Source organism: Amycolatopsis pigmentata, from assembly GCF_042684065.1.
Taxonomy (GTDB): Bacteria; Actinomycetota; Actinomycetes; order Mycobacteriales; family Pseudonocardiaceae; genus Amycolatopsis_E; species Amycolatopsis_E pigmentata.
Window position 1 is genome coordinate 442,659 of the sequence record NZ_JBHUKR010000007.1, and the last position, 19,778, is coordinate 462,436.

Genomic DNA, 19,778 nt, shown 5'->3' on the forward strand with positions numbered 1-19,778 from the left:
CCGTGCAGGGTACGCGGTTACGCATAACGGACACGGTGTGTTGCCGAACAAGGGACGCGCGAGGGGGCGGGTCGGTTCAGGGTTCGAGCATCTCGGTAACCGAGGCGGCGTGAGGCATCACGTCGGGGGACACCTCGGACTGGATCGTGACCATTTCCGGACGCACCTCATGCGGAGTGATCCGGCCGGCCTGGATGTCCTCGGCGTAGTGGCAGGCCACGCGGTGCCCGGTGCCGATCTCCCGCAGTGCGGGTCGTTCGGTGTCACACCGGGTCTCCTGCCGCCAAGGACAGCGGGTGTGGAAGCGGCACCCGGCCGGGGGCGCGGCGGGCGAAGGCAGGTCGCCGGCGAGCAGAATCTGCTCCCGGGTGTCCTCCACCTCCGGGTCGGGCACCGGGATCGCCGACAGCAGCGCGCGCGTGTACGGATGCAGCGGCTCGGCGTAGAGGGACTCCGAGTCGGTCTCCTCGACCAGCGAGCCCAGGTACATCACGCCGATCCGGTCGGAGATGTGCCGCACCACGGCCAGGTCGTGTGCGATGACCAGGTAGGTGAGACCGAGCGAGTCCTGGAGCTCTTCCAGCAGGTTGAGGACCTGGGCCTGGACGGAGACGTCCAGCGCCGACACCGGTTCGTCGGCCACGATCAGGTCCGGCTCCACGGCCAGCGCCCGCGCGATGCCGATCCGCTGGCGCTGCCCGCCGGAGAACTCGTGCGGGTACTTGCGCAGCGAGTTCGACGGCAGCCCGACCGCGGAGAGGAGCTCGCGCAAACGTTTGGCGGTGCTCTCCTTCGACTTGTCGAGCCCGTGCGCGCGCATGCCCTCGACCAGGATGGACTCGACCGACTGCCGGGGGTCGAGGCTGGACAGCGGGTCCTGGAAGACCATCTGCATCCGCCGCCGCATCTTGCGCAGCGCCTCGCCCTTCAGCGTCGACAAATCGACATCGTCGAAGACCACGCGTCCGCCGGTCGGCTCGATCAGCCGGAGGAGGCCTCGGCCCAGGGTGGTCTTCCCGCACCCGGACTCGCCGACCAGCCCGTAGGTCTCCCCGTGCTCGATGCGCAGATCGACTCCGTCGACCGCGTAGACATAGCCGACCGTGCGGTCGAGCACGATGCCCCGCTTGATCGGGAAGTGGACCTGCAGCCCTTCCACGCTCACCAGCGCGGTCATTGGTTCGCCCCCTGATTCGTGGCCATCAGCGGCCCGACCGGATTGTGGCAGCGCAACATCCCGCCGTTGTCCGGTTCCAGTTCCGGCGTGACCTCACGGCAGCGGTCGAGCGCGTTGGGACAGCGCGGCGCGAACGCGCACGCGTGCTCCCACGGGATGTTGTCCGCGACCGAGCCCTTGATCGGGACCAGTTTGTCTCCGCGCGGCGCGTCCAGCCGCGGGATCGAGGCGAGCAGGCCGTGCGTGTACGGGTGCCGCGAGGCGTTGAACAGTGCGTGCCGCTCGGCCCGCTCGACCACCCTGCCGCCGTACATCACGTTCACCTCGTCGCACAGCCCGGCGACCACGCCGAGGTCGTGCGTGATCATGATCAACGCCGTGCCCGAGCTCTTCACCAGGTCGGACAGGAGCGCGAGGATCTGCGCCTGGATCGTGACGTCCAACGCGGTGGTCGGCTCGTCGGCGATCAGCAGCCGCGGCCGGCAGGCGAGCGCGATCGCGATCAGCGCGCGCTGACGCATCCCGCCCGAAAGCTGGTGCGGATACTCGGAAAGCCTGCGCGAGGGGTCCGGGATGCCGACCCGGTCCAGCAGTTCGGCCGCCTCCCCTCTCGCCTCCTTCCGCGCCATCCCGCGATGCCGTTCCAGCACCTCGGTGATCTGCAGGCCGATCGGGATGACCGGGTTGAGCGACGACAACGGGTCCTGGAACACCATGCCCAGGTCCCGGCCGCGCCGGTCTCGCAGTTGCCGGTCGGACAGCGTGAGCAGGTCGGTGTCCTCGAAGCGCACCGAACCTCGGACCTCGGCGCCGCGCTTGGGCAACAGGCCCATGATCGCGAGCGCGGTGACCGACTTCCCGCTGCCGGACTCGCCGACGAGTCCGACCGTCTGGCCGGGCTCGACGTCGAAGCTGACCCCGTCCACGGCCGCGAACGGTCTCGTTCCCTTCCGGCGGAACACCACCGACAGGTCGCGCACTTGCAGTAGTGCCTGATGGGACACGGCGCTACCTCCGGTTTTTCGGGTCGAGAGCCTCACGCAGGGACTCGCCGAGCAGCGTGAAACCCAGCGCCACGATGATGATCGCGATCGCGGGATAGAACGCCAGCTCCGGCTTGACGTCCAGGTAGCTCTGCGACTTGCCGAGCATCAGGCCCCATTCCGCGCGCCTGGGGTCGGAATCGCCCAGGCCCAGGAACGACAGCGCGGCCGCGTCGATGATCGACGTCGCCAGGGTCAGGGTCGCCTGCACGATCACCGGCCCCATCGAGTTCGGCAGCATGTGCCGGAACACGATGGTGCTCCGCCGTACGCCGAGCGCGGTCGCGGCCAGCACATGGTCACTGGAACGCTGGGCCAGCATCGCGCCGCGCAGGAGCCGGGCGAAGATCGGCACGTTGACCACCGCCACCGCGATGATGACCGTCCACTGTGTACCGTGCACGAACAGCGCCGCGATCGAGATCGCCAGCAGCAGCGAGGGAATCGCGAGCAGGATGTCGGTGAACCGCATCAGCAGCGTGTCCATCCAGCCGCCCGAGGCGCCGGCCAGCCCGCCGATGACCATGCCCAGCACCACCCCGATCAACGTGGCGCACACGCCCACGATCAGGGTCTGCTGCGAACCGACCAGCAACCTCGAGAAGAAGTCGTAGCCGTTCTGGTCGCTGCCGAGCACGAAGCCGGGCATCGGGCCGGGGATGGAGTCGGGCCGGAGAGTGGCCTTCAGCTCGTCGTAGGGAATATAGGGATCCTTCGGCGCCAGGAACGGCGACAGCGCCGCGAGCAGCACGAACAGGAGCGTGATGACCGCGCCGGTGATCGCCACCGGGCTGCGCAGCATACGCCTGGACGCCTCCGCGGCGAGGCTCGTGCCGCCCGACTCGGCGAGCTCGTCGATCCGGTCGGCCTTGCGCTTGAGCAGTTTCTGCGTCGTCATCGCACCCGCACCCTCGGATCGATGATCGCGTAGGAGACGTCGACCAGCAGGTTCACGATCACGTACACACCCGCCGCGAGCAGCAGCAGCGCCTGGAGCCGGGGATAGTCACGCCGGGCGATGCCTTCGGAGAGCAGGGATCCGACGCCCTGCCAGTTGAACACGGTCTCGGTCAGCACCGCACCGGCCAGCAGCAACCCGGTCTGCAGACCGATCGTGGTGGCTACCGGCAGCAGCGCGTTGCGCAGGATGTGCCGCCGCCGGATCACCGGAGTGGTCAGGCCCTTCGACTCGGCCGTGCGCACGAAGTCCTCCCCCTGGATGTCGAGCACCGACGCCCGGGTGATCCGCACGATCACGGCGAAGGGGATGCTGGCCAGCGCGATCGACGGCAGGATCAGGTGTTTGATCGCGTCCCACGTCGCGTCCAGCTCTCCGGTGAGCAGTCCGTCGAGGGTGAAGAACCCGGTGATGTGGGTGGCGTCGAGGGTCACGTCCTGGCGCCCCGAAGGCGGCAGGATGCCGAGCTTCTGCGCGAAGATGTACTTGAGCAGCACACCGAGGAAGAACACCGGGACGGCGACGCCGACGAGCGTGGTCATCACGGTGGCGTTGTCCAGGAACCGGCCACGGTAGCGGGCGGCCAGATATCCCATCGGGATCCCGAACACGACCGCGATCAGCAGCGCGCACACCGCCAGCTCGATCGTCGCCGGGAACCGGCGGCCGATCTCGGCGAGGACCGGATCCCCGCTGGCGAGCGAACTGCCGAAGTCACCGGTGAACAGTCGGCCGAGGAACTTGAAGTACTGCACGAAGACCGGCTGGTCCAGACCGAGGATCCGGTTCATGTCGGCGACCTTCTGCGGGGTCGCCTTGTCGCCGAGCAACGCGGTCGCCGGGCCGCCCGGCAGCACCCGCAGCCAGGTGAAGACCAGCATGGACAGTACGAGCAGAGTCGGGATCGCCTGCAGTAAACGGCGAACGATGAATCGCAACATAGTGATGGGCCCTTAGCGTGGGGCACTCCGGAGGGAAGGCACCCTCTTACTTACCAGAGGGTGCCTTCCCGCGGCGACTGCGGGATCTCTCAGCCCTTCGAAACGGTGTTGAAGCGCTCGTCGGTCAGCGGAGACGGGACAAGACCGTGGACGTTCTTGCCGACCACGATCGCCGGAGGCGGCGAGGCCAGCGGGACCGCCGGAACGTACTGGGAGATCAGCACGCTCGCCGCTTCGTAGGCCGACTTCTTGGCGTCCGCGGTGGTCTGCGCGTCCGCGGTGGACAGCGCGGTGAAGATCTGCGGGTCGTTGAAGCCGAACTCCCCCTTCGGCCGGCCGAAGAAGGTGCCGATGAAGTTGCCGGCGTCGGCGTAGTCACCGGTCCAGCCCAGGAGGTGCAGATCCTGCTTGCCGGTCTTCTGCACGTCGTCCTTGTACCCGCCGTTCCACGGCTCCTGCACCACGTTGACCTTGATGCCGACCGCCTTCAGGTCGTCGGTGATCGCGGCGGCGAGATCGACCGGGTTCGGCATGTAGGGCCGGGTGACTTCGGTGGGCACGTAGAAGTTCAGCGACAGGTCACTGGCACCGGCGTCGGCGAGCAACTGCTTGGCCTTGTTCGGGTCGTAGTCGAACTTCGCGACCGCGTCGGTGTGGCCGGGCACGTTCTTCGGCAGGAACTGGTCCTGCGGGTAGGCGCCCTCGGGCAGCTTGTTCTTGACCAGCTGCGACTTGTTGATCGCGTACTCGATCGCCTGCCGGACCCGCACGTCGGTCAGCTTGGGGTTGTTCTTCTGGTTGATGCCCAGGTACAGGATGTTGAACGCGGGCCGGATCAGGACCTGGTCACCCGCCGACTTGAGCGAGTTGTAGTCGGCCGGGCTCGGGAAGTCGTAGCCGTCGATGGTGCCGGCCGCGAGTTCCTGCTTCCGGGCGTTCTCGTCCCCGATGATCTTGAAGATCAGCTTCGCCGTCTTGGCCTTGGTGCCCCAGTAGTCCTCGTTGCGCACCAGGGTGATGGTGTTGTTGGACTTGTCGTAGCCGCCGAACTTGTAGGGCCCGGTGCCGGTCGGGTGGTCCGTGGCGTAGGCGGAGTAGCTGAACGAGTCACCGCTCTGCGTGACGGTGTCGGCGTTGTACTGCTTGAGCGCGGCCGGGCTGGAGATCGACAGCGAGGTCAGGCCGAAGGCATCGGGCAACGCGCCCTTGGCCTTGTTCAGGTTGAGCACCGCGGTGTGGTCGTCCTTGGCCTCGCACGACTTGTAGAGCGGCGAGCCGTTGGTGTCGCCTTCGTTCTTGGCGAAGCCCTCGAAGACGTCGCCGTAGTAGATCATCTGACTCTGGGCCGCGGCGCCCTTCATGTTGTACCAGCGGTCGAAGTTGAAACAGACCGCGGCGGCGTCCAGCGGCGTGCCGTCGTGGAACTTGACCCCTTGGCGGATGGTGAAGGTCCAGGTCTTCGCGTCGGCACTCGGCGTCCAGGAGGTGGCCAGGGCCGGTTCGAGTTCCGCGGTGCCCGGCTTGTACTGGATGAGCGTCTCGTACATCTGGCGGATGGGCCGGAAACTTTCCCCGTCGTCGTTGAAGATCGGGTCGAAGTTCTTGGGGGCGCCCGCGGCGCCGAACACCAAGGTGTCACCGCCACCCTGGCCCGAGCCCCGCTGCGACGCACACGCCGACATGGAGACGGCGAGCGCGCCGGCGAGCCCGATCAGGGCGATGCGGCGCAAACTGGCCACCCGCTTATGGAGCATCGTGAAACTCCTTGAGGAGGTTGCTGTTGGTGAGCAACGACCCTAACCCGAAGTTTGCCGAGGCTTAAGGGTGGTTGGTTACGATCGCGATACGTAAAACGTGAAGCAGGCACACGCAGGGAGCAACCGGTCACTCGCTGTCGATCTCTTAAGCGGTTTGGCCGCCCAGGACTAGGCCATTCAGGTGTACGTACTCGCGGGTACGGTCAAGTGCGAACCAGCCACGCTCGAAGTCCTGCCACCGCTTGAGATGACAGCGCGTGCCCTCTCCGTCGCGGGCCACAACCCGCTCCAGACGCGTGTGCTCGTCCGGACCGTCGAGCCAGTAAACCCAGGACAGCCGCGGCCGGATCGACACCCTGGCCGCCGAAACGCCCTCCAGGATCAGGACTTCCGGCGGCTCGACGGTGACGAGATCGCCCGGCTCCGGCGAACCGGTTGTCCAGTCCAGCTTGCGGTAGCGCGCGGGCTCCCCCACGGCGAGTGGGCCGAACACACTGGAGACGAGCCGTGGCCACCAGGCCACCGGGTCGTCCCAGGTCGCGAAGTCGTCGGTGCCGATGACTTCGCACCGCAGCCCGCGCGAGACGAAATCCTTCCGCAGCCGGGCGGCGAAGGTCGACTTCCCCGCGCCGGAAGGCCCGTCCACCGCCACCAACCGCACGCGGCCCAGGCGTGACACCAACTCGTCCCGTGGCGGGAACACGGCTACAGCGCGCGGCGACCGGACAGCGCTCGGCCCAGGGTGAGTTCGTCGGCGAATTCGAGGTCCCCGCCCATGGGCAGCCCCGACGCGAGCCGGGTGACCGCCAGGCCGGGGAAGTCCCGCAACATGCGCACGAGGTAGGTGGCGGTGGCTTCGCCCTCGGTGTTCGGGTCGGTCGCGATGATCACCTCGGTGACCTCCTCGCCACCGATTCTGGCCAGGAGCTCGCGGATCCTGAGCTGGTCGGGCCCGATCCCGGAGAGCGGATCGAGCGCGCCGCCGAGCACGTGGTAGCGCCCCTTGAACTCGCGTGTGCGCTCGACCGCGAGCACGTCCTTGGGTTCCTCGACGACACAGATGACCGAGAGGTCACGGCGGGTGTCGCGGCAGATCCGGCACTGCTGTTGTTCCGACACGTTGCCGCAGATCTCGCAGAACTGCACGCCCTCGCGCACCTTGCCGAGCACGTCCTGAAGCCGCGCGATGTCGGCGGGATCGGTGGCCAGCAGGTGAAAGGCGATGCGCTGCGCGCTCTTCGGCCCGATACCCGGCAGATGCCCCAACTCGTCGATGAGGTCTTGGACTACGCCTTCGTACACCCTGGTGTCCCCGTGAAATTTCCGGCGGTGCCGCTCAGCCGAGGCCGGGCAGGCCGAGACCGCCGAGGTCGGGCATACCGCCGCCGAACGAACCCGCGACCGGGCCGAGCTTCTCCTCGGTGAGCTTCTGGGCGTTCTTCGCGGCGTCACGCACCGCGGCGACGACGAGGTCGGCGAGGGTTTCGGTGTCCTCCGGGTCGACCACCTTGGGGTCGATCTTCAGGCTCTTGAGCTCCATGCCGCCGGTGATGGTGGCGGTGACCAGGCCACCACCGGAGGAGCCGCTGACCTCTGTCCGCGCCAGTTCGTCCTGTGCCGCGACGAGCTGCTGCTGGACCTGCTGCGCCTGCTGCAGGATCGCCTGCATATCGGGCATTCCACCACCGGGTTGCACCATGATTCACATTTCCGATCCGTGCGGGATGTTCTCTTGAGAACCAGCGTAGCTCCCGGGAGTGTGGCACCGTGTTCGCCGTGCGGAGCCGACGGCGACTTGTGATGGCCTTCGCGGACCGTGCCCGCGTGCTTTCGGTCGGATCGGTGACGCTGCTCGCGGCTTGCCAGGGCGCGCCCGCCGCGGCGCCGCCGAGCCCGTCGGCGCCGGCCAGTACAGGCGCCACCACGGCGTCACCCGCAGCGTCTTCGGCGTCTGGCCCCACGTTCTCATTCGCGGCGGGGAAGGTCGTCGTACTCGATCCCGGCCACAACGGCGGCAACGGCCGGGACCCCCAGGCGATCAACAGGCTCGTGCCCGCCGGGCGCGGTCAGACCAAGCCCTGCAACACCACCGGCACCGCGACGAACGCCGGGTACGCGGAGCACGCCTTCAACTGGGACGTCGCACGGCTGGTCGGCAGGACGCTGGCGGACAAGGGCATCCACGTGGTCTATACCAGGGCGGACGACGCAGGCAACGGCCCGTGTGTCGACGAACGCGCCATGATCGGGAACCGGGCCGGGGCCGCCGCGGTCGTCTCGATCCACGCCGACGGCGCCGAGTCGGCGGGAGCGCACGGGTTCCACGTCTCCTATTCGAGTCCGCCGCTCAATGCCGAGCAGGGTGCCCCGTCGATTTCCCTGGCCACAACGCTGCGCGACCGGTTGCGCGCGGCCGGGTTCGGCGTCTCGAGCTACTTCGGCAAGGACGGGCTCGCGCCACGATCCGACCTGGGTGGCCTGAACCTTTCCGAACGGCCCACCGCACTCGTCGAGTGCGGCAACATGCGCGACGCCGGCGAAGCCGCGCTCATGTCCACATCGGACGGTCGACAGCGGTACGCGGACGCGATCGCCGACGGCGTTTTCGCCTACCTGTCGCGGACTTGACGGAACCTGGCGTCACGCGGATTCCACCGCTTCGGCCAGCCGGGAGCGCAGCTCCCGCGCACCCGCGAGATCGGCGTGGTTGCCCAAAGCCTTGGACACCTCCGCCAGGTCGTCGTGCGCACGTCGGGACTTCAGCGGCGCCTCCGCCTGCAGAGCCTGCTCACCGTAACGAATGCCCTGATGCGCGTCCCCCACCTTGAGTTCGAGAATGGCCAGCTTGCCCAGGGCAAAAGCTCGTCCACGAGCGTCATTCGCCGAATAGGACGCCACGGACCGGCGTAGCCGGCTGCGCGCGTCCTCGATGTGCTTACCGGTCAACGCGACATCGAGGAGAGCATGCCCGGCGTCGCCCGCCAGTTCCGCGGTGTCGAAGTAGGTGATCCAGGGCGGATCATCGTCGGGGTTCTGGTTGCCGAGGTGGTCTTCGGCGGCCAGGACCGCGCCGTAGCAGTCCTCACCGCGCCCGACCTTCGCCAACGTCCGGGCGCGCACGGTCGAGAGCATCGCTCGCACGGTCGGGGTCTGCCGGTCCTGCCGGACCTGCGCGAGTTCGATCAGGCTCAAGCCGTCGTCCGGGCGGCCTATGTACACGGCCTGGCGTGCCATGTCGGACAACACGTTCGCACGCAGACCCCAGTCGTTCGCTTGTTCCGCGCAGAGCAGCGCCAGGTTGAAATACTGGCGGGCCGCGTCGTGGTGCCCCGCGTCGAAAGCGCCCCAGCCCGCCACATCGACCAGGAAACCGACAGAACGACAGAGCGCGTTCCTGACTTCCTCGGTGGCACTGGCGTTCAACAGTCCGGTAGCCCACCTCACCTGCCCCGCGATCGAGTCCTGGCAAACGCCACCGCCGTAGAGACTCTGCAATTCTCCGAAAAACCTGATCGCGTGATCGACCTGTTCGATCTCGGTGGCACCGACACGTGCCGGGGAGTCGCCGCCGACCGCACGACCGACCGCCTCCGCTGTCGGGCTGCCAACCGCCATTCCCGCCACGGAAGCGGCCATCACCCGAAGAAACGCCTGTCGATTCACGTCGTCACTCCCTGGGTCCATCTCGGGGGTTCCACTGACAACGGTGTTCTGCTTACAGCGGGTCGAGTGGAAGCCGAGATCCGAATCGGTAGACCCGCCGAGCACCGCCCGGAGAGCACGCCGGTAGTGCTTACCCGGCCACCGGTAGACACCGCGCTCGAGCTTGCTCACGTAATCCGCGTCCATCGCGCCCGGCTTACCTGTATCACGCTCGACCTGCGCGTTCGCCAGCTCGGCCACGGTGCCTTGCGTCAATCCGGCGGCCACGCGAGCGGCCATGAGCCGACGGTTCGGCATCAGAGTCATGACCACCTCTCCGCGCACGGTCCTACTCAGAGGGTAACGCCGAAAACACGCAACGGTGTGGCCGCCGAGCAATTCACCGCCCAAATCTCCGAGTGGCCTCCGGGCCTGGTCGCCGCCATAGCCACCCACCGAACCGACGCGCATACCACCGTTCCGGACAAGGACGTGAGGCAGCAGGCTTCATCACGCGGGACCGGGAACGTGCCCCCCCGGTCCCGCGTTCCCTTCGCAGCCAGGAAAGAAGGTGGGAACGCCATGTACTTGACCCCGTGGCTGGCGGCCGGTCTCGTCGTGGTTGGCATAGTGTCCGGCATTTTCGGCTACATCGCATGGTCTTCGCGCGACACCCATTCCGAACACTCACGCCCCGAAGCGGCGAAATCGGTCCGGGTGGTGCGATCGCGAGTCCTCGGCTACCGATTGGCCGAGCGCTACGACTACAGTCCGCTCGCGCCGAACGAGCCACCCGAAAAGGAAGATCCCCCTCGGGGGAATCTTTGTCACTTATGACGGATAAGCGATCGAGCCGTTGGGTCGCACTAGTCCAGAGGGCGGGCACCGAGGTGTTCGGCGAGAAGCTTGTGCGCGACGGCTTCCGGGTCGGGGACGTCCGCCGTGGGCACTCCGCCCGGAAAGACGCCTTCGGCGCTCGCGCTTTCCTCGTCCTCCGGCTCCGGAGGCAACGGAATGTCGGGTTCGGCGGGCGCCGTCTCGCGGGCCGGGACCGGCGCGGGCTGAGCGGCTTGGCGCTGATAGGAGCGCTCAGCGGGCGCGGGCCGCTGGGGCGGATTCGGTTGCGGGCGCGGGTTCGGGCTTCCCGGCCGGGCCGAACCACCGCCGCCGCCTCCGGCGTGCACGCACCGAACCTGCCAGGTGCCACCGAGCACCTCGTGCAGGGCGGCGGCGATGAAATCGGCGTTGCGGGGCTCGGAAAGCCTGCGCGCCAAGGGTTCCGCGGTGTGGGCCAGCACCACGGTCGAGCCGTCCACGCTCTGCACGGTGGCGTTGGTGAGCATCGCCTCGGTGCTGCGGCTGGTCTTCCGGATCGCCGCCAGCAGGTCCGGCCAGACCCGGCGGACCGCGGTCGCGTCGATGGCACCGGGGGCCGCGGGCGCGGGTTCGGGCGTGGCCGGTTCCGCCGCGGCGCGCTGGGCTTGAGGCGCGGGGTGCGACGGTGCCGGGCGCTGCGGCCGCGATTGCGCGGGTCGTGCGGGGGCGGGTCGCGCTTCGGCGGGCTCCGCGGTTCGCTGGGAGGGGCGCTGGAACGTGCGGTCCGTGGAAGGCGCGGCGGAAGCCTGCTCCGCGGGGGCCGAAGTCTGGGAAGCGTCCGTGCCCACCGTGATCCGGCGCTCCAGCCGTTCGAGACGGTGGAGCATGGCGGCCTCGTCCTCGGAGACCGAGGGCAGCAACATCCGCGCGCAGAGCAGTTCCATCAGCAGCCGTGGCGCGGTCGCCCCCCGCATCTCGAGTAGTCCACTGTGGACGATCTTGGCGTAGCGGGTGAGCGTCCCGGCACCGAGCCGCTCGGCCTGCGCGGTCATCCGCTTCAGTTCCTCTTCCGGTGCGGACACCAGGCCACGGGCGACGGCGTCGGGCACCGCGCGGACCAGGATGAGGTCACGCAGCCGGTCGAGCAGATCCGAGGCGAACCGCCGGGGGTCATGCCCGGCCTCGGCGAGGCGTTCCACGGTGCCGTACACCGCGGCGGAATCCTCGACGGCGAGTCCGTCGATCATGTCGTCGATCAGGGTCACATCGGTGACCCCGAGCAGCGCGACGGCCCGCTGATAGTCGACCCCGTCGGGACCGGCGCCGGCCAGGAGCTGGTCGAGCACCGACTGGGTGTCCCGCGCCGACCCGCCGCCCGCGCGGATGACCAGCGGATACACCGCCGGGTCGACGTGCATGCCCTCGGCCGCGACGTTGCGTTCCAGCAGCTCCCGCATCGCCCCCGGCGGAATCAGCCGGAACGGGTAGTGGTGGGTACGGGAGCGGATGGTCGGCAGGACCTTGTCCGGCTCGGTGGTGGCGAAAATGAAGATCAGGTGTTCCGGCGGTTCTTCCACGATCTTGAGCAGGGCGTTGAATCCCTGCGTGGTGACCATGTGCGCCTCGTCGATGATGAACACGCGATAGCGCGACTCGGCGGGCGCGTAGAAGGCCCGATCGCGCAGCTCGCGGGCGTCGTCGACACCCCCGTGGCTCGCCGCGTCCAGCTCGGTGACATCGATGCTGCCCGGCCCCTCGGGGGCGAGCGCCCGGCAGGAGTCACACTTACCGCACGGGTCGGGCGTGGGCCCCTCGGCGCAGTTGAGGGAGCGGGCCATGATCCGGGCGCTGGAGGTCTTGCCGCAGCCTCGCGGCCCGGAGAAAAGGTAGGCGTGGTTGATCCGGCCCGCCGCGAGCGCCGTGCGCAGCGGTTCGGTGACGTGCTCCTGCCCGACGACCTCGGCGAAGGTCGCCGGACGGTACTTGCGGTAGAGAGCCAGTGCCACGACGAGAGACTACCGGCCTACCCCCGCAAACCGCCCATTGGTCCGGCACAGGCCACGTCCGCCACCTGCCTGGCCCAGTCGACCGGCGCTCACTCGCCGGGTTGCCACTCGACGCGGGCGGACCGCTCCCCACCGGTGGCGAGGAAGTCGCGGATGGCTTGCCGCACGACAGCCAGCGGTACCTCGGCATTCGGGGGGAACTCGGTGTAGTTGTCCATGAAGTAGTACACCAACGGCTCGCCCTCGCTGGGGCCGTCTCCTGTGCTGTAGACGCCCTCGGGCCAGTCCCGCCCGCTGTAGCGAAGCACCCCTCGATCACCCCTGACGCCCACGTCGAGCCCCTGTGCGTAGGGGTCACCGGCGATGTGCGCTTCCAGAAGCATCGGCGCGTGCCCGGGTGACTCGCGCCGCACCCGGTCGATCAAGGCGTCCACTTCGTCCGGCGTGCTGATCGTGACGGGAGCGTCTCCGTGTCCCTGTGCGTAATACACGGCTAAGGTAGCCACGTCGATGTCTTCCCTCCGAGATATTCACGCACGAAGCCGTCCGTACCGTAAACGGTGAGCTTGTAGCCCGCAGGCAGGATCACGGGTATCAGCGCGTCGCACCCCAGCGGGCCTTCACACGGCACGTGGTTGATCACGAGCGTGGCCGAGCGGATCCCGTTCCGACGCATGTGAGCGGCCAATTTCATCTCCACATCGGAAGCACGCAACGGAATTCGGCGTGCCTTCAGCTCCTTGAACAGCCGGATAGCCTCATCGTATTTGCCGTCCTTACCGCTTGTCTCAGCATGGACTTCACCGTTCGCATCGATCCATCGGCCATGTGTCTTTCGACCATTGAACCGCCCGATGTCCGGAGGGAGTTCGGCTCGGAGTTGTTCGATGCGTTCCGGTGTCGGGGGCCCGGCGTCCGGTTGTGGAGCGGCCGCGGTGGCGCGGGAGTCCAGGGGGCCAAGTCGGTCCAGGTAGCGACGGACGAGGGTCTCGGCGTCCACCACGGCCCGGCCGGTCGCCTCCATACTGTCGCCGGCTTCCGCCAGCAGGGCCTGCGCGTGCCCGGCTTCCGGGGCGTGCGCGCCTTCCAGAGCCTGCGTGAGGTGCTGTCGGGCCTCGTGCAGCGCCTCAGCGGCTTGGTTCAGCGCGGCACGTGCTCGGTGCGTCCGACCGAGGACACTCCGTATCCGGTTTATGGCCTCAGCCAGCGTCGACACGCGTCCGCCCCTCCCGCGGCGTGAGCGTGCCAGGAGGGCGGCAGCCGGAGGGCCCTCCCGAGGAAGTTCACCCGGTGGTGTGGCGTCACGGGGAGTGAGCGGGGTGCGGGACAAAAAGGCGGACCCCCGCACCCGTCAGAGCCTGCTTATCCTTGCTGCCTTCCGGCCCTGGGGAGGTTCACAGGGTGGACGCCGCGGGGGTCCTCCTTCAGTGTAGATCAGGACGGCAACAAGGGTTTCGTCAGGTTGTAGAGGGTGGTGCCGCCGACCGTCTCCGCGGTGTACTTCGAGGCCACCCAGGACGCGATCGACTGGGCGTCACCGCGTCCACCAGGACCTCCGAACCCGCCGCCCCGGCCACCGGAGACGTAGTAGGTGATCTCACCCTTGGCCACGTATTCCTTGAACTGGTCGAGGGTCGGCGCCGGGTCGCCGCCGTTGAACCCGCCCATCGCCATCACCGGTTTGCCCGAGTACAGCGCGAGGCCCGCGGCGACCATCGAACCGTCGGCCGCGGCCGACCACTTGGTGCCGGTCGCCCGGAGCTTGGCAAGGACCTGGGCGTTCGGTTGGCCGCCACCGAACCCGCCGAAGCCACCGAGCCCGCCCGGACCACCGCGAGTCTCACCGGGGCCACCGCGAGTCTCACCGAACCCACCGCCGCGAGTCCCGCCGAACCCGCCACCGCCAGGGCCCCTTGCCGCGGCGCCGGCGGGACCGGAGACGGGCGTCCCACCGGAGTGCCCGATGCTCGCGGTCGCCACCGCGTAGGCGGAAGTCGCGAGCATCCCGGTGACGATCCCGGTGACCGCGAGCACGACGCCCACCCGGCGGATGCGATCGATCCCGACCAGGAGACCGAGGACCACCAGCGCGGTGAGCACCAGGATCAGGTACCGCAGCCAGGGCAGCCACGACGCTGTCCGGTCCAGCAGGATGAAGCCCCACACTCCGGCGGACGCGGCCATCAACGCGAGTACCACGCGTGCGGAGTAGTTGCGCCTGCCGCGCCACAGTTCCACCGTGCCGATACCGATCAGGCCGGCGATCCCGGGCGCGAGCGCCACCGCGTAGTACGGGTGCACGATGCCGCTCATAAAGCTGAAAACGGCCGCCGTGACAACGGTCCAACCGCCCCACAACAGCAGTCCGGCCCTGGTGCGGTCGGTGCGGGGGAACGAGCGAGTGAACCAGAGGCCCGCCACGAGCGCGATCAAGGCGGCGGGCAGCAACCACGAGACCTCCGTCCCGAAGGACTGCCCGAACATGCGCCCCAGTCCGGACTGGCCACCGAAAGCGGCGCCGCCACCGGGACCACCTCCACCGAAGGGCTGGCCGCCACCGGTGATTTCCCGCGCGATGTCCCGCCCGGCACCCTCACGTCCGGCGGCTGGTCCACCGCCGCCGAAACCGCCCCGGTTACCGAAGATACGGCCCAAACCGTTGTAGCCCAAGGCAAGTTCGAGCGCGCTGTTGGTCGTCGAACCACCGATGTAGGGACGGCTCGACGCCGGCCACAAGGCCACGACCGCCACGTACCACCCAGCCGAAACCAGAACCGCGGCCCCTGCGGCGCATACCTGCGCCAGCCGCTTTCCCAGTCCGGCCGGCGCGCACACCAGGTACACCAGCACGAACGCGGGAAGCACCAGGAACGCCTGCAGCATCTTGGCGACGAAGCCGAAACCGATCGCCGTTCCGGCCAGCACCAGCCACCAGGTGCCTGCCTTTTCCAGTGCCCGCACGGTGAAATAGGCGCCCAGCGTGAGCAACAGCACCAGAAGGGCGTCGGGGTTGTTGAACTTGAACATCAGCGCGGCGACCGGTGTCAACGCGAGCACCGCGCCGGCCAGCAGCCCGGCGGCGGGACCGTTGGTACGACGGACCGTCAAATAGACCAGACCCACCGACCCCACCCCGCACAGCGCGTTCGGGGCCAGCATGCTCCAGCTGGAGAATCCGAAGATCCGCGCGGACAACCCCATCAGCCACATGGCCGCCGGGGGCTTGTCCACGGTGACGACGTTCCCGGGGTCGAGCGAACCGAAGAACAGGGCCTTCCAGTCCCAGGTACCCGCCTGCACGGCCATCGCGTAGAAGTCGTTGGCGTAGCCGGAAGCGCTGAGATTCCAGAAATACAGTCCGGCGGTCGCGAGCAGCAGAACGGCCACCGCGGGCCGGACCCACCGCGGCCGCTCGCCGGTCCCAGGGGTGGCCGTCGGGCCGGTCCCCGAACTCATCACGGGCGGCACGAACGTAGTGGTCATGGGTAGTGCTTTCTCCTAACGATTCTTCCGGAAGACCCAGTTGCGCAACAAAAGGAAGCGCAGCAACGTGGCCACGAGGTTGGCGAGGACGAGCACGACGGGCTCGGCGACCCGGCTCGCCCCGGTGTATCCGTTGAGCAGGGCGAGTGAGCCGCTGGTGAGCGCGAGGCCGAGACCGAACACGATCAGGCCCTCGAACTGGTGCCGTCCGGCGTCCTTCCTGCCGCGCACGCCGAAGGTGAACCGGCGATTGGCCGCGGTGTTCGCGACCGCGGTCACCGCCAGCGCGACGAAGTTCGCCGCCTGCGCTCCCATTCCCAGGCGCAGCAACAGGAACAGCGCGAGGTAGGCGAGTGTGCTGGTGACACCGATGGCGGCGAATCGCACCAGCTGGGTGGCGAGCCTCGGCGGCACGCCGGGAGCGGACACGCTGATCGGCGCGCGTCCGAGCTGTGCGCGGATTTCCCTCAACGGCAGGGTTCCGGTGGTGAACGCCTTCAACATCCGTGCGACTCCCTTGAGGTCGGCGGCGGCCGTCGCGACGATCTTGACCGACGACGCCGGATCGTCGATCCAGTCCACCGGGACTTCGTGGATTCGCAACCCGGTGCGCTGGGCGAGGACGAGCAGTTCGGTGTCGAAGAACCATCCGGTGTCCTCCACCAGCGGCAGCAACCGCCGGGCCACGTCGGCGCGGATGGCTTTGAAGCCGCACTGGGCGTCGGAAAACCGGGCGGCCAGCGTGCCGCGCAGAATCAGGTTGTAGCAACGGGAAACGAACTCGCGCTTCGGTCCGCGCACCACTCGAGCGCCCCGGGCCAGGCGCGATCCGATGGCCAGGTCGGAATGTCCGGAGATCAGCGGGGCGACCAGCGGGAGCAGGGCCGCGAGGTCGGTGGACATGTCGACGTCGAGGTAGGCCAGCACCTGGGCGTCCGAAGCCGACCACACGGCGTTGAGCGCGCGGCCGCGGCCCTTCTCGTCGAGATGGCAGACGGCCACTTCGGGGAGGTCGGCGGCGAGCCGGTGGGCGATCGCGAGCGTGTGGTCGGTGCTCGCGTTGTCGGCGATCGTGATGCGGAACGGATAGGGAACAGCGTCGGTGAGATGGGCGTGCAGTCTTCGCACGCACCCTGCCAGGTCGTTTTCTTCGTTGTAGACGGGGATGACCACGTCCAGTACGGGGGTCGAGCCGCTTTCCGATGAGCGGCCCCGCGGCGCCGCGGGGGAAGCGTCTGCCGAGGTCGTCATGGTGGACACGATGTCGGGCCGGGATGTGGTCACCATAAGGGTCACCTGTGCGGAGGCTGTGAGCGTGTTCCCATAGCGGACAAAGGGGTTGATCCAGGTGGAGCGAGCCCGGCAAGATCGCGGAGCCGGGCCCCGGCGATGAGGTTTCGCCGCGCTGATGCGCACCTGCTGCCGCCCCGGATCCGGTTCCTCTGGCATCACGTTGGGCCGAACGTGGTTCTGCGAGGCAAGGTCCACGGCCCGCTCGACTGTGAGGACCTAGGCCCGGAGCCTCGCTCCGGGGGACGGTGAGGCGGAGAGGGTGAAGGCCGGGAACCGCACGGTGAATTCGGTGCGCCCGGGCCTGCTCGCCACCCCGACCTGACCGTTGTGCGCCGCCACCACCGCGGCGACGATCGCCAATCCCAGCCCCGTGCTGCCTGCCGCCCTGGACCGCGAGGTGTCGCCTCTGGCGAAGCGCTCGAACACTTCGGGTAGCACTTCGGGAGGAATGCCGGGCCCGTTGTCTTCGACCGTCAACGTGACCTGCCCCCGGGTGCTGAGGAGTTTCGTGGTCACCTCGGTACCGGGCGGGGTATGGGTACGCGCGTTGGTGAGCAGGTTGGTCACGACCTGGTGCAACTGGTTCGCGTCGCCGAGGACCGTGACCTCCTCGGGCGGCGCGTTCAGCAGCCAGCGGTGGTCCGGCCCCGAGACGTGCGCGTCGGCGACCGCGTCGGCCACCAGCCGGGCGAGGCCGACGGGTTCGTAGACGCGATGGCGTCCGGCGTCGAGCCGGGCGAGCAGCAGCAGTTCCTCGACCAGCTTCGTCATCCGGGCCGACTCGGACTCCACCCGGCCGATGGCGAAGGCGACGTCGGGCGGCACCGCGTCCCCGCTGCGACGGGTGAGTTCGGCGTAGCCACGGATCGCGGCCAGCGGGGTGCGCAGTTCGTGGCTCGCGTCCGCGACGAACTGGCGGACCCGGTTCTCGCTTTCGTGCCGGGCCGCGAGCGCGGCGTCGACGTGTCCGAGCATCCGGTTGAACGCGACGCCGACCTTGCCGATTTCGGTGCGGGGATCGGCGTCGACTTCGGGCACCCGGACCGAAAGCGCCACCTCGCCCTTGTCGAGCGGCAGTTCGGACACCTGCGCCGCCGTGTGGGCCAGCCGGTCCAGCGGGCGCGTGGTGCGGCGGAAGGTGACGGCACCGACCGCGCCCGCGACCAGCAACGCGCCCAGCGCCACCCCACCGAACACGAGCGCCAGTTGCCACCGGGTCGCCGAGACATCCGCGAGCGGCAAGCCGGTGATGGTGACCCCGCCGTCCGGATCGCGCACCGACACCAGCCGGTAGTCCCCGAGCTGCCCACCGAGGTCGAGGGTGTACTTGTGGCTGTCCGGAGGCAACGCCGACAGCTGCTTGACCTGCTCCTGCGACACCGGATCGAACGGCTCGCCCCGGACCGACTGGCTCGGACCCAGTTTGAGCACGCCGGCGGCGATCACGCCATCGGACGAGACGTGCATCGCGAGCGTGCCCGCGCCCTGCCCGAAGACCCGGAGCGCGTCCGGGGGCGGAGCGCCGGGAAAACCCGTGAAACCGGGCGGCCCGCCCGGCCGCGACGGCGCGTGCTGACCCCGTTCGCTCGCGGCGGTGAGCCGGTCGTCGAGCTGATGGAGAAGGAACCGGCTCAGCGCCACCTCGGTCGAAATCCCGACGACCAGGCAGACCAGTGCCAACAGGAAGATGAGCTGCGCGATCAGCTTTCCGCGCAGCGACAACGGGAACAAGCGGCGGCGGCGGTCACGCGGCCTGTCGTCAGGCCGGCTTGAGAACATACCCCGCGCCACGTCTGGTGTGGATCATCGGCTCCCGGCCGGCGTCGATCTTCTTGCGCAGGTAGGAAATATAGAGTTCGACGATGTTGGCCTGTCCGCCGAAGTCGTAGCTCCACACGCGGTCGAGGATCTGGGCCTTGGACAGCACGCGTTTGGGATTGCGCATCAGGAACCGGAGCAGTTCGAACTCGGTCGCGGTGAGGGAAATCCACTCCCCGCCGCGGTGCACCTCGCGGCTGTCCTCGTCGAGCGTCAGATCGCCGACGGTCAACGTCGATCCCGCGCCTGCCGAAACCACGTGGGACCGGCGCAGCAGCGCGCGCAACCGCAGGACGACCTCCTCGAGGCTGAACGGCTTGGTCACGTAGTCGTCGCCGCCCGCGGTCAACCCGGCGATCCGGTCTTCCACCGCGTCCCGCGCGGTGAGGAACAAAACCGGAAGGTTCGGGGCTTCCGTGCGTAGCCTGGAGATGACCTCGAGGCCGCTGAAATCCGGCAGCATCACGTCGAGCACGACCGCGTCCGGCCGGAATTCCCGGGCCACCCGGACCGCTTCCATGCCGTTCTCCGCACTGCGGATTTCCCAGCCTTCCATGCGCAGTGCCATGGAAACGAGTTCGGCGAGCGACCTTTCGTCGTCGACAACAAGGACACGCACCGGGGAACCGTCGGGGCGCCGCAGGTCGGCCCTGCCCCGCCCGGAGGTGGCTTTCGTCGACGTCATAGTTGCATCTTCGCCCGCGCGAGTGGGACTTGGCTGTGTAGTTCCTTTGTGTTTCCTGAGAGAACGCTTTCAGTGCACAGGATTGGCCCATCGTGTACACAGCGAGGCCACAGGCGGTTCCTCGAACCTGGCGAAGGACCACAGCATGGCACGAAAGAG

General features: G+C 68.4%; 17 protein-coding genes and 1 other RNA gene. 1 reads left to right on the top strand and 17 read right to left on the bottom strand.

The genetic code is table 11. The annotated features are described in order from the left end of the window. Nucleotides 1-76: 76 nt before the first annotated feature. The 8 genes from ACFSXZ_RS15025 to ACFSXZ_RS15060 all read right to left on the bottom strand — a co-directional run bounded on the left by ACFSXZ_RS15025 (nucleotide 77) and on the right by ACFSXZ_RS15060 (nucleotide 7,575). Nucleotides 77-1,177: an ABC transporter ATP-binding protein gene (locus tag ACFSXZ_RS15025; protein WP_378265555.1), complete on the bottom strand. Its 1,101-nt coding sequence runs from the start codon at nucleotides 1,175-1,177 to the stop codon at nucleotides 77-79. Beyond that, the gene (locus ACFSXZ_RS15030) at nucleotides 1,174-2,181 is read right to left on the bottom strand and encodes an ABC transporter ATP-binding protein (protein ID WP_378265557.1); all 1,008 of its coding nucleotides are present in this window, start codon (nucleotides 2,179-2,181) and stop codon (nucleotides 1,174-1,176) included. Before ACFSXZ_RS15030 ends, ACFSXZ_RS15025 begins: the two co-directional genes overlap by 4 nt. Nucleotides 2,182-2,185: 4 nt before the next feature. Further along, the gene (locus ACFSXZ_RS15035) at nucleotides 2,186-3,118 is read right to left on the bottom strand and encodes an ABC transporter permease (RefSeq protein WP_378265559.1); all 933 of its coding nucleotides are present in this window, start codon (nucleotides 3,116-3,118) and stop codon (nucleotides 2,186-2,188) included. Next, on the bottom strand, nucleotides 3,115-4,119 hold the full coding sequence (locus ACFSXZ_RS15040; RefSeq protein ID WP_378265561.1) for an ABC transporter permease: 1,005 nt from the start codon (nucleotides 4,117-4,119) through the stop codon (nucleotides 3,115-3,117). The genes ACFSXZ_RS15035 and ACFSXZ_RS15040 overlap by 4 nt, the downstream gene beginning before the upstream one ends. A gap of 89 nt (nucleotides 4,120-4,208) precedes the next feature. Beyond that, nucleotides 4,209-5,873 carry an ABC transporter substrate-binding protein gene (locus tag ACFSXZ_RS15045; RefSeq protein ID WP_378265563.1) on the bottom strand — a complete coding sequence of 555 codons (1,665 nt, stop codon included), beginning with the start codon at nucleotides 5,871-5,873 and terminating at the stop codon, nucleotides 4,209-4,211. A 148-nt stretch (nucleotides 5,874-6,021) separates the two neighbouring features. Then, on the bottom strand, nucleotides 6,022-6,579 hold the full coding sequence (locus ACFSXZ_RS15050) for a uridine kinase family protein (protein WP_378265565.1): 558 nt from the start codon (nucleotides 6,577-6,579) through the stop codon (nucleotides 6,022-6,024). 2 nt (nucleotides 6,580-6,581) lie between these two features. After that, the gene (gene recR, locus ACFSXZ_RS15055; RefSeq protein ID WP_378265567.1) at nucleotides 6,582-7,178 is read right to left on the bottom strand and encodes a recombination mediator RecR; all 597 of its coding nucleotides are present in this window, start codon (nucleotides 7,176-7,178) and stop codon (nucleotides 6,582-6,584) included. Between the two features lie 34 nt (nucleotides 7,179-7,212). Further along, entirely contained in the window at nucleotides 7,213-7,575 is a 363-nt protein-coding gene (locus ACFSXZ_RS15060) for a YbaB/EbfC family nucleoid-associated protein (protein WP_378265569.1), read from the bottom strand. Nucleotides 7,576-7,676: 101 nt separating this feature from the next. Here ACFSXZ_RS15060 and ACFSXZ_RS15065 point away from each other — a divergent pair, with 101 nt between their 5' ends. Beyond that, nucleotides 7,677-8,504 carry an N-acetylmuramoyl-L-alanine amidase gene (locus tag ACFSXZ_RS15065; RefSeq protein ID WP_378265571.1) on the top strand — a complete coding sequence of 276 codons (828 nt, stop codon included), beginning with the start codon at nucleotides 7,677-7,679 and terminating at the stop codon, nucleotides 8,502-8,504. Nucleotides 8,505-8,516: 12 nt separating this feature from the next. Here the strand turns inward: ACFSXZ_RS15065 and ACFSXZ_RS15070 are convergent, their stop codons facing one another. The 9 genes from ACFSXZ_RS15070 to ACFSXZ_RS15110 form a co-directional block, all read right to left on the bottom strand. After that, on the bottom strand, nucleotides 8,517-9,845 hold the full coding sequence (locus tag ACFSXZ_RS15070; protein ID WP_378265573.1) for a helix-turn-helix domain-containing protein: 1,329 nt from the start codon (nucleotides 9,843-9,845) through the stop codon (nucleotides 8,517-8,519). Between the two features lie 539 nt (nucleotides 9,846-10,384). Continuing rightward, the gene (locus tag ACFSXZ_RS15075) at nucleotides 10,385-12,340 is read right to left on the bottom strand and encodes a DNA polymerase III subunit gamma and tau (RefSeq protein WP_378265575.1); all 1,956 of its coding nucleotides are present in this window, start codon (nucleotides 12,338-12,340) and stop codon (nucleotides 10,385-10,387) included. Between the two features lie 89 nt (nucleotides 12,341-12,429). Further along, on the bottom strand, nucleotides 12,430-12,846 hold the full coding sequence (locus ACFSXZ_RS15080; RefSeq protein WP_378265577.1) for an Imm1 family immunity protein: 417 nt from the start codon (nucleotides 12,844-12,846) through the stop codon (nucleotides 12,430-12,432). Next, complete coding sequence (locus tag ACFSXZ_RS15085) at nucleotides 12,834-13,364, bottom strand: DddA-like double-stranded DNA deaminase toxin (RefSeq protein WP_378265579.1); 531 nt, start codon at nucleotides 13,362-13,364, stop codon at nucleotides 12,834-12,836. The genes ACFSXZ_RS15080 and ACFSXZ_RS15085 overlap by 13 nt, the downstream gene beginning before the upstream one ends. A 304-nt stretch (nucleotides 13,365-13,668) precedes the next feature. Next, nucleotides 13,669-13,765, bottom strand: an RNA gene (gene ffs / locus ACFSXZ_RS15090) — signal recognition particle sRNA small type. Nucleotides 13,766-13,774: 9 nt separating this feature from the next. Further along, complete coding sequence (locus ACFSXZ_RS15095; RefSeq protein WP_378265581.1) at nucleotides 13,775-15,823, bottom strand: ArnT family glycosyltransferase; 2,049 nt, start codon at nucleotides 15,821-15,823, stop codon at nucleotides 13,775-13,777. Nucleotides 15,824-15,838: 15 nt separating this feature from the next. Next, nucleotides 15,839-17,074: a glycosyltransferase gene (locus tag ACFSXZ_RS15100; RefSeq protein ID WP_378265583.1), complete on the bottom strand. Its 1,236-nt coding sequence runs from the start codon at nucleotides 17,072-17,074 to the stop codon at nucleotides 15,839-15,841. Between the two features lie 258 nt (nucleotides 17,075-17,332). Further along, nucleotides 17,333-18,895 (bottom strand): sensor histidine kinase, encoded by a 1,563-nt coding sequence (locus ACFSXZ_RS15105; RefSeq protein WP_378265585.1) that lies wholly within the window; start codon nucleotides 18,893-18,895, stop codon nucleotides 17,333-17,335. After that, nucleotides 18,876-19,619: a response regulator transcription factor gene (locus tag ACFSXZ_RS15110; protein ID WP_378265587.1), complete on the bottom strand. Its 744-nt coding sequence runs from the start codon at nucleotides 19,617-19,619 to the stop codon at nucleotides 18,876-18,878. The genes ACFSXZ_RS15105 and ACFSXZ_RS15110 overlap by 20 nt, the downstream gene beginning before the upstream one ends. Nucleotides 19,620-19,778: the final 159 nt, after the last annotated feature.

Excerpts from the sequence above, each read along its gene's own strand:
- ACFSXZ_RS15105 (WP_378265585.1), bottom strand. The coding sequence starts at position 18,895 with ATGTTCTCAAGCCGGCCTGACGACAGGCCGCGTGACCGCCGCCGCCGC.
- ACFSXZ_RS15095 (WP_378265581.1), bottom strand. The coding sequence starts at position 15,823 with ATGACCACTACGTTCGTGCCGCCCGTGATGAGTTCGGGGACCGGCCCG.
- ACFSXZ_RS15085 (WP_378265579.1), bottom strand. The coding sequence starts at position 13,364 with ATGGAGGCGACCGGCCGGGCCGTGGTGGACGCCGAGACCCTCGTCCGT.
- ACFSXZ_RS15070 (WP_378265573.1), bottom strand. The coding sequence starts at position 9,845 with ATGACTCTGATGCCGAACCGTCGGCTCATGGCCGCTCGCGTGGCCGCC.
- ACFSXZ_RS15065 (WP_378265571.1), top strand. The coding sequence starts at position 7,677 with ATGGCCTTCGCGGACCGTGCCCGCGTGCTTTCGGTCGGATCGGTGACG.
- ACFSXZ_RS15025 (WP_378265555.1), bottom strand. The coding sequence starts at position 1,177 with ATGACCGCGCTGGTGAGCGTGGAAGGGCTGCAGGTCCACTTCCCGATC.
- ACFSXZ_RS15035 (WP_378265559.1), bottom strand. The coding sequence starts at position 3,118 with ATGACGACGCAGAAACTGCTCAAGCGCAAGGCCGACCGGATCGACGAG.
- ACFSXZ_RS15040 (WP_378265561.1), bottom strand. The coding sequence starts at position 4,119 with ATGTTGCGATTCATCGTTCGCCGTTTACTGCAGGCGATCCCGACTCTG.
- ACFSXZ_RS15060 (WP_378265569.1), bottom strand. The coding sequence starts at position 7,575 with ATGGTGCAACCCGGTGGTGGAATGCCCGATATGCAGGCGATCCTGCAG.
- ACFSXZ_RS15100 (WP_378265583.1), bottom strand. The coding sequence starts at position 17,074 with ATGACGACCTCGGCAGACGCTTCCCCCGCGGCGCCGCGGGGCCGCTCA.
- ACFSXZ_RS15110 (WP_378265587.1), bottom strand. The coding sequence starts at position 19,619 with ATGACGTCGACGAAAGCCACCTCCGGGCGGGGCAGGGCCGACCTGCGG.
- ACFSXZ_RS15045 (WP_378265563.1), bottom strand. The coding sequence starts at position 5,873 with ATGCTCCATAAGCGGGTGGCCAGTTTGCGCCGCATCGCCCTGATCGGG.